The organism is Streptomyces sp. NPDC050548, from assembly GCF_044457385.1.
Taxonomy (GTDB): Bacteria; Actinomycetota; Actinomycetes; order Streptomycetales; family Streptomycetaceae; genus Streptomyces.
This window is the reverse complement of the sequence record NZ_JBITGV010000005.1, coordinates 222,529-235,530: the sequence shown is the minus strand read 5'-3', so window position 1 is coordinate 235,530 and position 13,002 is coordinate 222,529. Positions and strand designations below refer to the sequence as shown.

The following is a 13,002-nucleotide window of genomic DNA, read 5'->3' as shown; positions in this document are numbered from 1 at the left end:
TTCCCTGCGATGCTTGCCGTAATGTCCGGACAATTCGAATTTAATGGACGCCCGCTGTAGCGCCCCTTTCAGGGGCGCGGAGAACTGCGCGACCAGCCACAACGCACCCGTACAAGACAACGATCCGCACCCCCCATACGCCCCCGCACAGCACCCACGGTCACGGTGAGGCAGAATCGGGCCTGATGAGCACCTACGGCAATTTCAGCGCCCCCATAGGCTCCCGCCGCGCCCCGGCGCTCCGAACCGTCGGCACGCGCGAGCGCAGGTCCCACCTGACCGCCCCCCGCGTGCCCACCGTCGGCATCGACATCGGCGGCACCAAGGTCATGGCGGGCGTCGTGGACGCCGACGGCAACATCCTGGAGAAGCTCCGCACGGAGACCCCGGACAAGTCCAAGAGCCCCAAGGTCGTCGAGGACACCATCGTCGAACTGGTCCTGGACCTGTCCGACCGCCACGACGTGCACGCGGTCGGCATCGGCGCGGCCGGCTGGGTCGACGCCGAGCGCAACCGGGTCCTGTTCGCGCCCCACCTGTCCTGGCGGAACGAGCCCCTCAGGGACCGCATCACGAGCAGGCTCTCCGTCCCCGTCCTGGTGGACAACGACGCCAACACCGCCGCCTGGGCCGAGTGGCGCTTCGGCGCAGGCCGCGGCGAGGACCACCTCGTCATGATCACGCTCGGCACCGGCATCGGCGGCGCGATCCTGGAGGACGGCCAGGTCAAGCGCGGCAAGTACGGCGTCGCCGGCGAGTTCGGCCATATGCAGGTCGTGCCCGGCGGCCACCGTTGCCCGTGCGGCAACCGCGGCTGCTGGGAGCAGTACAGCTCCGGCAACGCGCTGGTCAGGGAGGCCCGCGAGCTGGCCGCGGCCGACTCCCCGGTGGCCTACGGGATCATCGAGCACGTCAAGGGCAACATCGGCGAGATCACCGGCCCGATGATCACCGAGCTGGCCCGTGAGGGCGACGCGATGTGCATCGAGCTGCTCCAGGACATCGGCCAGTGGCTCGGCGTCGGCATCGCCAACCTCGCCGCCGCCCTCGACCCCTCCTGCTTCGTGATCGGCGGCGGTGTCTCGGCCGCCGACGACCTGCTGATCGGCCCCGCGCGGGACGCGTTCAAGCGACAGCTCACCGGCCGCGGCTACCGCCCCGAGGCTCGCATAGTGCGCGCCCAGCTCGGCCCCGAGGCCGGCATGGTCGGCGCCGCCGACCTCGCCCGCCTGGTCGCCCGCCGCTTCCGCCGCGCCAAGCGCCGCCGTGTCGAGCGGTACGAGCGCTACGAGCGGTTCGCCGAGTCCCGGCGCGACACCCAGGACACGGCATGATCGCATCGCTGCCCCGTCCGACCACCTCCCGGGACGAGCCGCCCCGACCACCCGAGGACCCCCGCCACAAGGCCCGCCGCCGAGCGCTCACCCTGCTCATCATCGTGCTGCTCATCGGCGTACCGGCCGTCTACCTGGCGATCTCCGCGAACCAGAGCCGCAACAGCGGCAAGGACAAGGAGGCCAAGTACTCGGCGACCGGCCTCACCGTGGGCTGGCCCTCCAAGGTCCAGCGCCGCCTCTACCAGGTACCGGTCCCGCACCCGGCGGAAGAGGTCGCCTTCTACGAGACCAACAACTGGAAGACCAGCCGCCTCTACGTCCAGTTCCAGACCTCCGAAGCCGGCCTCGACACCTTCCTCGCCGGCATAGGAGTCGACCGGGACACGCTGAAGAAGAACGACATCACCATCAGCGACCGCGACCAGAAGATCACCGGCTGGAAGTTCACCCGCCCCGGCCCCTGGTGGGGCGTCGTCAACAAACAGAAGGACCCGGCCCCCACCCAGGACATCGTGGTGAACCTGTCCGATCCGGCCCTCCCCATGGTCTACGTCGTCTCCCGCACCGTTCCCTAGCGGGGCGCCCCGGCCGGTCGCCGGAGCCGATTGTCAGACCCCGCCCGTAGAGTCGAAGACAGCTGACACGACTGACGGGCGGGAGGTGACAGGACGTATGACGGACACGGCACTCATGGAGCAGATCTCCGTACGACTGGCCGCGGTCTTCCTGCCGTCCCCCGTCGTCCCGCGCGAGGGCCGCGTCGCCTTCTGGGACCCCGACGGCGAGCGCGCCCTCCCCGAAGCCGAAGAGGGCGTGGAACAGACCGAGTTGACGGTCGTACGACGACAGGGCGCCGCGGTCCGCCGCAGGTCCGCCCCCGCGCTGACCCTGCCGATCGAAGCGGCGCTGCCCCTCCTCGTGCGCGCCCGCCACAATCCCGCAGCCCATCCCGCCACGGCCTGCTGGGGCGCCGCCGCCCTGCACGCGCTGCGGCTCGCGGCCCGCGGCCGGCTGCTCCCCGGCCTCACCGCGTCGGGCCACGACGCATGGCGGGCGGGCCCCCTGGAGCCCGAGGACATCGCACACGTCCGCGCGGTCGCGGCGGCCCTCCCGTACGAGGGCCACGCCGTCCCGCTGCCCGGCCCGGGCCCGCTCCGGCTGCCCGAGCCGGAAGCACTGATGCGGTCCTTCCTGGACGCCGTCGCGGACACCCTGCCCCGCACCCCGGCCGCGCCGTACACCTCGGGGATGCCCTTCGCGGCCCGCCCGCCGCAGCGCCTGCGCGACGCCCAGGACTGGGCCGCCGAGGTCGCCGCCGGCATGGACGCGGGCGTACGGATCTCGCTCCGCCTGGACCTCTCGGCCTACGACCTGTTCGACGACGGCGGCCGGGTGCGCAGCGCGGGCGCGGCGATCGTCCAGGTGCACAGCCTCGCCGACCCGACCCTCGTGGTCGACGCGGCGGCCCTGTGGGCGGGCACGGCGGACAGCGCCTTCGGCCCCCGCGCGCGCGTGGACGCCGCGTTGGCCGTACGCCGGGCCGCCCGCGTCTGGCCCCCGCTGGACCGCCTCACCGAGCAGGACGTGCCCGATGTACTCGCCCTGTCCGAGGAGGAGTTGGGCGATCTGCTCGGCATGGCGGCCACCCGCCTCGCGGCGGCCGGGGTCGCCGTCCACTGGCCCCGGGACCTGGCGCAGGACCTCACGGTGTCCGCCGTGGTCCGGTCGGCACCGGGCTCGGCGACCGACGGCACCGGCTTCTTCGAGAGCGAGGAACTCCTCCAGTTCCGCTGGCAGTTGGCTCTCGGCGGCGACCCGCTCACCGAGGCCGAGATGGACACCCTGGCCGAGGCCCACCGTCCGGTCGTACGACTGCGGGACCAGTGGGTCCTGGTCGACCCGGCCCTCGTCCGCAAGGCCCGCAAACGCGAACTGGGCCTCCTCGACCCGGTCGACGCGCTGTCCGTCGCGCTCGCCGGCACGGCGGAGGTCGACGGCGAACAGGTGGCAGCCGTCCCGGTCGGCGCGCTGGCCACGCTCCGCGACCGCCTGACGGCGGGCATCCAGCCCGCCGAGCCCCCGCCCGCCCTTCAGGCCACCCTCAGGGACTACCAACTCCGGGGCCTGGCCTGGCTCGACCTGATGACCTCCCTCGGGCTCGGCGGCTGCCTCGCCGACGACATGGGCCTCGGCAAGACCATCACCCTCATCGCCCTCCACCTGCGCCGCGCGCACCGCGACCCCACCCTCGTGATCTGCCCCGCATCGCTCCTGGGCAACTGGCAGCGGGAGATCACCCGCTTCGCCCCCGGAGTCCCCGTCCGCCGCTTCCACGGCGCGGACCGCACCCTGGAGGACCTGACCGGCGGCTTCGTCCTCACCACGTACGGCACGATGCGCTCGGCGGCGGCGACCCTCGCCCAACAGGCGTGGGGCATGGTCGTCGCGGACGAGGCACAGCACGTCAAGAACCCGTACTCGGCGACCGCGAAGGCACTGCGCACGATCCCGTCCCCCGCGCGCGTGGCCCTCACCGGCACCCCGGTCGAGAACAACCTCTCCGAACTCTGGGCCCTGCTGGACTGGACGACCCCCGGGCTCCTCGGCCCCCTGAAGTCGTTCCGCGCCCGGCACGCGCGCGCGGTGGAGAACGGCGAGGACGAGGAGGCGGTGACCCGCCTGGCCCGCCTGGTCCGACCCTTCCTCCTGCGCCGCAAGAAGTCCGACCCCGGCATCGTCCCCGAACTCCCGCCCAAGACGGAGACGGACCACCCGGTCCCGCTCACCCGCGAACAGGCCTCGCTCTACGAGGCGGTGGTGCGCGAATCCATGCTGGCGATCGAGACGACGGAGGGCATCGCACGCCGGGGCCTGGTCCTCAAGCTCCTCACCTCGCTCAAACAGATCTGCGACCACCCGGCGCTGTACCTGAAGGAGGAGCACACGGCGGCCCAGGCCGGCGGCGACCGCCTCGCCGCCCGCTCCGGCAAACTCGCCCTGCTGGACGAGCTGTTGGACACTCTGCTGTCGGAGGACGGCTCCGCGATCGTCTTCACGCAGTACGTCGGCATGGCCCGCCTGATCACCTCCCACCTGGCGGCCCGCGCGGTCCCGGTCGAACTGCTCCACGGCGGCACACCGGTACCGGAGCGGGAGCGCATGGTGGACCGCTTCCAGGCCGGCGCGACCCCGGTCCTGATCCTGTCCCTGAAGGCCGCGGGCACCGGCCTGAACCTCACCCGCGCGGGCCACGTCGTCCACTTCGACCGCTGGTGGAACCCGGCGGTCGAGGAACAGGCCACGGACCGCGCGTACCGCATCGGCCAGACCCAGCCGGTCCAGGTCCACCGCCTCATCACCGAGGGCACGGTCGAGGACCGCATCGCCGAAATGCTCGAATCCAAGCGGGCGTTGGCCGACGCGATCCTCGGCTCCGGAGAGTCGTCCCTGACCGAGCTGACGGACCGCGAACTGTCGGACCTCGTGCGGTTGCGGAGGGAGTCATGACGGGAGCGGAGCGGGTTGCGCAGGGTGCGGGCGAAGCGGAGCACGACGTAGAACTGCCGGTGAGCGAAGGCGAGTCGGGGCGGGCGCGGCCCGCGCCGGGCGAGAACGAAGAGCGGGAAGCGGCCGCGCCGCGAGCCGCGCGCCCCGCCGACCTGGCACGACAGGCACTGCGGGCCGCGCGGGAGCGGCAGGAGCGGGGGGAGCGGGGACCGGAGAAGCCCGCGGAGGATACGGCGGCCCCTGCGGACCCGGTGGTCAACCCGCTTGAGCCGGCCGGTTCTGAGGGGTCGGTGTCCCGCGAGCCCCGGCCGACCGGTGCCGGGAGGCTGGTGTCCCGTGCGACTGTGTCGTCTGGTTCCGAGCCGTTGGTGTCTCGTGCGCCTGTGTCGGCCGGTCTTGGGGAGTCGGTGTCCCGGGCGACTGTGTCATCTGGTTCCGAGGAGTCGGTGTCTCGCGTGTCTGTGTCGGCCGGACCTGGGGAGTCGGTGTCCCGCGCGCCTGAGCCGACGGATCCCGAGGCGTCGGCATCTCCCGCTCCCGTCGTGACCGGCGCCGAGGAGACGACGGTCACGGCACCCCCGGCCGCCGATCCCTCACCGCCCGCCCCACGCCCCGGTGACGCCGCCCGCGCCGCGCTGCGCGCCGCCCTGCCGGTCCGACGCGAGGCAACCGCAGCGGCCGCCCCCGAGGGCGCCCGTACCGAACCGGAGCCTCCCGACCCCGTAGATCAACAAGGTGACCACTCGGCACCCCTCGCCCCCGCTCGCACCCTCGGCGACAGCACCCCGGACCAGCCGTCCGCCCGTCCCGCCGACCTCGCCCGCGAGGCGCTGCGAGCTGCCCGGCGGGAGAATCAGCAGGCCAGGACTGACGTAGGGGGCAAGGGAGTTGAGCCCGCGGCTCGTCCACCTCGCCGAACCTCCGCCTCCTCCAGCACCAGCACTGGCACCGCACGAACCCGTGCCCACATGCCCGGCGGCGTCGAGGCCAACCGGGCGCGCGCCGTTCGGGACATGCTCGCCGACGCCTTCCGGATGCCTGAGGGCGACGACCCCATCACGGTGCCGCCCGCCGACAAGGCCCCCGAAGAGCAGGCGAGTTGGAACGATTGGAACGAACGGACGCGGGACCACACCGCACCCGGCGCCACGGCCACAACCCCCAGCCCCATCCACGCACCCCCCATTCCCACAACCCCCACCTCCATGGCCGCCCCCACCCGCGACGGCGACCTCCGCCGCACCTTCCCGGCCTTCCCGCCCAAGCCGTCGAAGGACACGCACTTCGCCGAGACCTGGTGGGGAAACGCCTGGGTCACCGCGTTGGAGGAAGGCGCGCTGGACGCCAAGCGGCTTGTGCGCGGGCGGGGTTACGCCGAGAAGGGCCACGTGGACGCGATCACCGTGACACCGGGACTCGTACTCGCGTATGTGCAGGGCAGCCGCCCGCGGCCGTACCGCGTACAGGTGCGGTTGCGGACGCTCGACGACGGCGACTGGGACCGGTTCCTGGACGCCGCCGCCGACCGGCCCGGGCACATCGCCGCACTGCTCGACAAGGAGATGCCCAAGTCCCTTGCGGAGTGCGGAGTTCCGCTGCTGCCGGGGCCCGGTGACCTCGACCCGCATTGCAGTTGCCCCGACGTCGGTCACCCCTGCAAGCACGCCGCCGCCCTCTGCTACCAGACCGCGCGACTCCTCGACGCCGACCCCTTCGTCCTGCTCCTGCTGCGCGGCCGGGGTGAACGCCCGCTGCTCGACGCGCTGTCCCGCCGCAACGCGACCCGGGCCGCCCGCGCCGCCCAGGACCAGGAACCGGCCCCCCTCCCCGGAGTACGGGCCACCGAAGCCCTCGCGATGGACCGGCGACTCCCGCCGCTCCCACCCCCGTTGCCCACACCTCCGCACCCCGAGCAGCCTCCCGTGTACCCGGCGGCGCCCGGCGGCCCGGACCCCTTCGCCCTCGACCAGTTGGCGACCGACGCCGCCGCCCGCGCACACGCGCTGCTCAGCACCGGCCGGGACCCGGTCGGTGAACTGACCCTGTGGCAGGACGCGGTACGGCTCGCCGCCGCCCGCCCGGGCTCGGGGCTGACCGCCACCACCCGCTCCCTCTACGCCTCCCTCGCCAAGGCCACCGGACGCACCCCGGCCGAGCTGGCACGCGCGGTCGCCGCCTGGCGGCAGGGCGGCATCGAGGGGCTCGCGGTGCTCGAAGAGCCCTGGGACCCGCCGGCCGGCCGCTTCGACCGGGCCCGCCCGCTGCTCCTCGCCGCCGACCTCCCGGCCTTCCGCCCCTGGCACAACCACCTCACCCACCCCCACGGCCATGTCCAACTCCGCCTGGGCCGCGACGGCTTGTGGTACGCCTACGAATCGGAACCGGGCCACGACGACTGGTGGCCCAGAGGCACCCCGGACCTGGACCCGGTCGGCGCACTCACGGGTTTGGGCGCCCCCGGCGAACTCTGAGCTGCAACTCACTCACCACCCACGCTCAGCCCGCCCTCCGGTGAAGGCGATGTGAGAGTTCCCCACCCAAGTGTGGGAGCCGGGTGCGGAGACCGAGGGCCCCACAGCCGGGCCGTAAGAAACGGCGGTTACGTTGGAGCGGTGAGCGACATGAACAACAGCCCCGCCCTCCAGTACCGCTTCGACGGCCCCGAAGACGCCCCTGTACTCATCCTGGGCCCCTCGCTCGGGACGACATGGCACATGTTCGACCGCCAGGTGCCCGAACTGGCGAAGCAGTGGCGGGTCTTCCGGTTCGATCTGCCGGGCCACGGCGGCTCGCCCGCGTATCCGGCCGGCTCGGTCTCCGACCTGGCCGACCGGCTGCTCGCCACGCTCGACGCGCTCGGCGTGCAGCGCTTCGGTTACGCGGGCTGCGCGCTCGGCGGTGCGGTCGGTCTCGAACTGGTCCTGCGCCACCCCGAGCGGGTGGCCTCGCTGGCGCTGATCGCGACCTCGCCGCGCTTCGGGACGGCGGACGAGTTCCGCCAGCGCGGGGTGATCGTGCGCACCAACGGGCTCGACCCCATCGCCCGCACCTCGCCCGAGCGCTGGTTCACCGGCGGTTTCGCCGCCACGCAGCCCGCGATCACCGAGTGGGCCGTGCAGATGGTGCGCACCACCGACCCCGGCTGCTACATCTCCGCGTGCGAGGCGCTGGCCGCGTTCGACGTACGGTCCGAACTCGCCCGGATCGGTGTGCCGACCCTCGTCCTGGTCGGCTCGGACGACCAGGTCACCGGTCCCGCGGAGGCCCGCACCCTGGTCGCCGGCATCCCGGACGCCCGCCTCGCGGTCGTACCCGGTGCCTCGCACCTGGTCCCGGTCGAGCAGCCCGCCGCCGTCACCGACCTCCTGGTCCGGCACTTCTCCACGGCCTGGCAGCCGGCCTACGACCAGTCCACCGGGCAGGTCGCCATCGTGGCGTCCCCGGTCAGGCCGGTCCTCGCCGCGCCGCAACAGGCCGCGCCCATCGCCGAGATCGCGCCGCCGCCCCCGGTACCGCCGCAGGTCATGGGCCGTCCCGATCCCTACGACGCCGGGATCAAGGTCCGCCGGGAGGTGCTCGGCGACGCGCATGTGGACCGGGCGCTGGCGCAGGCCGACGAGTTCTCCGGGGACTTCCAGGAGTTCATCACGCGGTACGCGTGGGGCGAGATCTGGGACCGGCCCGGCCTCGACCGGCGCTCCCGCAGCTGTGTCACCCTCACCGCGCTGGTCGCGGGCGGTCATCTGGACGAACTGGCCTTCCACACTCGGGCGGCGCTGCGCAACGGCCTCACCCCGGTCGAGATCAAAGAGGTGCTGCTGCAGGCGGCCGTGTACTGCGGAGTGCCGGCGGCGAACAGCGCCTTCAAGGTCGCCCAGCAGGTCATCCGCGAGGAGACGACCCCCACGGAGTGATCTTCAGCCCGGTACCGAAAGCACCAGTCTCAGGCGCCCGCCCGGAGTCGGGCAGCGGCAGGATGGACCCATGACGCTCACCACGCTCACCAAGAAGTCGCACGCCTGCATCCGTCTGGAGAAGGACGGCCGGACGCTCGTCATCGACCCGGGCACCTTCACCGAGGAGGACGCCGCGGTCGGCGCGGACGCGATCCTCGTCACGCACGAGCACCTCGACCACTTCAACGAGGACCGGCTGCGGGTCGGCCTGGACGCCAATCCGGCCGCCGAGATCTGGACCCTGAAGTCGGTCGCGGACCAGCTCTCGGCCGCCTTCCCGGGCCGCGTCCACACCGTCGGCCACGGCGACACCTTCACGGCGGCGGGCTTCGACGTCCAGGTGCACGGCGAACTGCATGCCGTCATCCACCCCGACATCCCGCGCATCACCAACGTCGGCTACCTCATCGACGCCGGCCGCGTCTTCCACCCCGGCGACGCCCTCACCGTCCCCGACCACCCCGTCGAGACCCTGATGCTCCCGGTCATGGCCCCCTGGAGCAAGATCTCCGAGGTCATCGACTACGTCCGCGAGGTCAAGCCGCAGCGCGCCTACGACATCCACGACGCCCTCCTCACGGACCTCGCCCGCCCGATCTACGACAACCAGATCGGCGCGCTCGGCGGCGCGGAGCACCTGCGGCTGGCGCCGGGGGACAGCGCGTCGGTCTGAGTGTCAGTGCCGTTCGGTAGGTTGTGAGGCATGCGCATCGCGACCTGGAACGTGAACTCGATCACCGCCCGTCTGCCGAGGCTCCTGGCCTGGCTGGAGAGCAGCGGCACCGACGTGCTGTGCCTCCAGGAGGCCAAGCTCGCCGAGGCGCAGTTCCCGTTCGACGAGCTGCGCGCGGCGGGCTACGAGGCGGCGGTGAACGCGACCGGCCGGTGGAACGGCGTGGCGGTGCTCTCCCGCGTAGGACTCGACGACGTGGTCAAGGGCCTCCCCGGGGACCCCGGTTACGACGGCGTCCAGGAGCCCCGCGCCGTCGCGGCGACCTGCGGCCCTGTCCGCGTCTGGTCGGTGTACGTGCCGAACGGCCGCGAGGTGGACCACCCCCACTACGCGTACAAGCTCCAGTGGTTCGAGGCCCTCAGGGCGGCTGTCGCGGAGGACGCGCAGGGCAGCCGCCCGTTCGCGGTGCTCGGTGACTACAACGTGGCGCCGACCGACGACGACGTCTTCGACGTGGCCGCCTTCGAGGGCCTCACCCACGTCACCCCCGCCGAGCGCGCCGCCCTCACCGCCCTGCGCGACGCGGGCCTCTCGGACGTGGTCCCGCGCCCCCTCAAGTACGACCACCCGTACACGTACTGGGACTACCGCCAGCTCGCCTTCCCGAAGAACCGGGGCATGCGCATCGACCTGGTCTACGGCAACGAGCCGTTCGCGAAGGCCGTCACCGACTCCTACGTCGACCGCGAGGAGCGCAAGGGCAAGGGCGCCTCGGACCACGCGCCGGTCGTCGTCGACCTGGACGTCTGACCGGACCGGACCGGCCCCGCCCGCTCAGCCCAGCGAGGCGAACCACCGTACGACGGCCCCCGTCGCCGCCTGCTGGGAGCCCAGATGGCGGGAGCCGCCGTAGTCCGGAGTGCCGAGGTCGACGAGCGGTACGTCGACCCCCTGGGCCCGGAACGACGCCTGGCAGTGCTCGCTGTTGCCGTTCACTGCCTGTTCGTCGCCCTCGGCGTAGTAGAGCCGCATGGGCATCTTCGGTGTCCAGCCCGTGCACACCCCGTCGGTGATCCGCAGCGCGGCGGCCAGGCCGCCCGTCGGGTGCGCGATCAGCGCGCGCCCGTGCCGGGTGAGGAGTGCGTCGATCGTGTTCGGCGTCTTCGCCACGACCTCCTGCCCGGTGTGGGTGCCGTCCAGCAGGCGCTCGATCGTGCGGGAGTACGGCGCCCGGAAGACCTCGCCCGGGCTGTCGTAGACGTGATGGAGCCGGTTGAAGGAGACCAGGGCCAGCGCGGTGTAGATCACGCCGGCCTTCGCGTCCGCCTGCCCGTCCAGCAGGGACGGGAACGCCACCTCCCGGAAGGCGTAGGCGCCGCTCACCGGTGCCACCGCCGCGACCCGGAAGCGCGGATCGGCTCCCTCCTGAAGGGCCCGGGTCAGCGCGAGCGCCGCCGACGCCCCCTGGGAGAAGCCGGTGGCCAGCACCTCGTGCCCCAACTGCCGTCCCACCGTGGGCGCGACGGAGGCCGCGGCCCGCAGCAGGTCCAGCGCGGCCGTCGTCTCGGACGGCACATCCATCCACGCCTGCGGCCCGGAGCCGAGGCCGAGCCCCAGGTAGTCCGGGAGTACGACGGCGAAGCCCGCCGACGCGTAGGTGAGGGCGGGTGCCTGTCCCCACACCTCCGTCGACACCGAGGCGACATCGCCCTTGAAGAGTTCGGTGCCGTGCGTGAACGACACCGTCCGCAGCCGCCGCTCACCACCGCGCGGGAACGCCAGCAGCCCGCTCGCGGTGGTCGGCCGGCCCTTGGCGTCCACCGTGCGGTAGACCACCCGGTACGTGTCCACGCCGTAGCGGACGCTCCCCGTGTCCCAGTCCGGGCCGTCCTCGTCGCTCCTCAGCTCGGCGGTCACCTGTCGCGCGGACAGCGTCCGCAGGTGCGTCACCGACACCACCCGCCCCCGCCCCGCATCGTGCACGGCCTGCGCCGACGCGGCCCCCGGAACCGCCCCCGCCCCCACGGCCTCCGCGGAGATCGAACCGCTCACCACCAGGGCTGCGGCAACCGACGACATCACGATCATCCTGCCTGTCCGATTCATACTGCGACCGTACGAACGGGACATCGCGCCCACCATCCGGCCAACCCGCGCCCGGGAGAGGGGCTTTCCCCCGCCGCGGCCGGGGTGCTGACACGCCACCGGCGACGCCCTGTGGTGCGTACGGCGGTGCGAATGACACGCTGTATGTATGAACATCCCTTTCCTGGGCGACCGGGCCGAGAAGCACCGTATCCATGACGCCGAGGGCATCGCCGAGTTGCTGGCCGAGTGCGAGCTGCTCCGCTCGCACGCTGCCCGGGAAGGCATCCAACTCGACGACTCCGCAAGCTCGTTGGAGGCACTCGACCAGCTGGTGCCGCGCTGGCGGGACGACGAGGAGACGGTGTCCTGGCTCGGCAACGACGCCGGTCTGTATCTGGGCACCGTGATCGTGCGCACGGTGGAGGGCGCCGTCTGGGAGATCCGGCCGGACGGACAGCCCGTCGTACGGCTGGACTCCGGGCGCGAGTTCGATGTCGTGGCCTCCGGTCATGAGTGGGCCGCGAGCGGGGTGCCCGAGCTCTCGCAGCTCTACGCGGAGGTCTCCGAAGAGTAAGAGGGGCATAAATACGGCTAATGCCCGAAAAGTGCGTGTCGTACGTTAACTCCGGTCTTGTGTGGATAGTTTGCGGCAACCACGACACAGCTGAGAGTGAGTAGGGCTGGGCATGGCCGTCGATCCGTTGATCGAACTGCGGGACGTCAACAAGTACTACGGGGAGCTGCATGTCCTCCAGGACATCAACCTCACCGTCGGCAAGGGGGAGGTGGTCGTGGTCATCGGCCCTTCGGGGTCGGGAAAGTCGACGCTGTGCCGGGCGATCAACCGGCTGGAGACCATCGAGTCCGGGACGATCGAACTCGACGGGCAGCCGTTGCCCGAGGAGGGCAAGGCCCTCGCACAGCTCCGCGCCGAAGTCGGCATGGTCTTCCAGTCCTTCAACCTGTTCGCCCACAAGACGGTGCTGCAGAACGTCTCGTTGGCCCAGATCAAGGTCCGCAAGCGCAAGCGGGACGACGCCGACAAGCGGTCGATGGAACTCCTGGACCGCGTGGGACTCGTCTCGCAGGCACCCAAGTTCCCCGCGCAGCTCTCCGGCGGCCAGCAGCAGCGGGTGGCCATCGCCCGCGCCCTCGCCATGGAACCCAAGGCACTGCTCTTCGACGAGCCGACCTCGGCCCTCGACCCGGAGATGATCAACGAAGTCCTGGAAGTCATGCGGCAGTTGGCCCACGACGGCATGACCATGGTCGTCGTCACCCACGAGATGGGCTTCGCCCGCTCCGCCGCCAACCGCGTCGTGTTCATGGCCGACGGCCGCGTCGTCGAGGACCGCACCCCCGAGGAGTTCTTCACCAACCCGCGCAGCGACCGGGCCAAGGACTTCCTGTCCAAGATCCTCAAGCACTGAGCGGGGGAGTG

At 72.1% G+C, this 13,002-nt stretch carries 10 protein-coding genes; 9 read left to right on the top strand and 1 reads right to left on the bottom strand.

The window, feature by feature from the left end:
- The first annotated feature begins 185 nt into the window (after window positions 1-185).
- The 7 genes from ACIBJH_RS16675 (at window position 186) to ACIBJH_RS16645 (ending at window position 10,283) form a co-directional block, all read left to right on the top strand.
- Entirely contained in the window at window positions 186-1,334 is a 1,149-nt protein-coding gene (locus ACIBJH_RS16675; RefSeq protein ID WP_399117572.1) for an ROK family glucokinase, read from the top strand.
- A complete protein-coding gene (locus tag ACIBJH_RS16670; RefSeq protein ID WP_399117571.1) occupies window positions 1,331-1,912 on the top strand; it encodes a sugar kinase in 582 nt (193 codons plus the stop codon). The genes ACIBJH_RS16675 and ACIBJH_RS16670 overlap by 4 nt, the downstream gene beginning before the upstream one ends.
- A 97-nt stretch (window positions 1,913-2,009) precedes the next feature.
- Complete coding sequence (locus ACIBJH_RS16665) at window positions 2,010-4,844, top strand: DEAD/DEAH box helicase (protein ID WP_399117570.1); 2,835 nt, start codon at window positions 2,010-2,012, stop codon at window positions 4,842-4,844.
- Between the two features lie 968 nt (window positions 4,845-5,812).
- Complete coding sequence (locus ACIBJH_RS16660) at window positions 5,813-7,315, top strand: SWIM zinc finger family protein (protein ID WP_399117814.1); 1,503 nt, start codon at window positions 5,813-5,815, stop codon at window positions 7,313-7,315.
- A gap of 150 nt (window positions 7,316-7,465) precedes the next feature.
- Complete coding sequence (gene pcaC, locus ACIBJH_RS16655) at window positions 7,466-8,758, top strand: 4-carboxymuconolactone decarboxylase (RefSeq protein WP_399117813.1); 1,293 nt, start codon at window positions 7,466-7,468, stop codon at window positions 8,756-8,758.
- 70 nt (window positions 8,759-8,828) lie between these two features.
- Window positions 8,829-9,473, top strand: a complete 645-nt coding sequence (locus tag ACIBJH_RS16650) for an MBL fold metallo-hydrolase (protein WP_399117569.1) — start codon at window positions 8,829-8,831, stop codon at window positions 9,471-9,473.
- Window positions 9,474-9,503: 30 nt separating this feature from the next.
- The gene (locus ACIBJH_RS16645) at window positions 9,504-10,283 is read left to right on the top strand and encodes an exodeoxyribonuclease III (RefSeq protein WP_399117568.1); all 780 of its coding nucleotides are present in this window, start codon (window positions 9,504-9,506) and stop codon (window positions 10,281-10,283) included.
- A gap of 24 nt (window positions 10,284-10,307) precedes the next feature.
- On the opposite strand, the gene ACIBJH_RS16640 is transcribed toward ACIBJH_RS16645, so the two are convergent.
- Window positions 10,308-11,579, bottom strand: a complete 1,272-nt coding sequence (locus ACIBJH_RS16640) for a lipase (protein ID WP_399117567.1) — start codon at window positions 11,577-11,579, stop codon at window positions 10,308-10,310.
- A gap of 148 nt (window positions 11,580-11,727) precedes the next feature.
- Between ACIBJH_RS16640 and ACIBJH_RS16635 the strand changes: the two genes are divergently transcribed.
- Complete coding sequence (locus ACIBJH_RS16635) at window positions 11,728-12,135, top strand: DUF6278 family protein (protein WP_399117566.1); 408 nt, start codon at window positions 11,728-11,730, stop codon at window positions 12,133-12,135.
- Between the two features lie 112 nt (window positions 12,136-12,247).
- Window positions 12,248-12,991, top strand: a complete 744-nt coding sequence (locus tag ACIBJH_RS16630) for an amino acid ABC transporter ATP-binding protein (RefSeq protein ID WP_399117565.1) — start codon at window positions 12,248-12,250, stop codon at window positions 12,989-12,991.
- Window positions 12,992-13,002 lie beyond the last annotated feature (11 nt).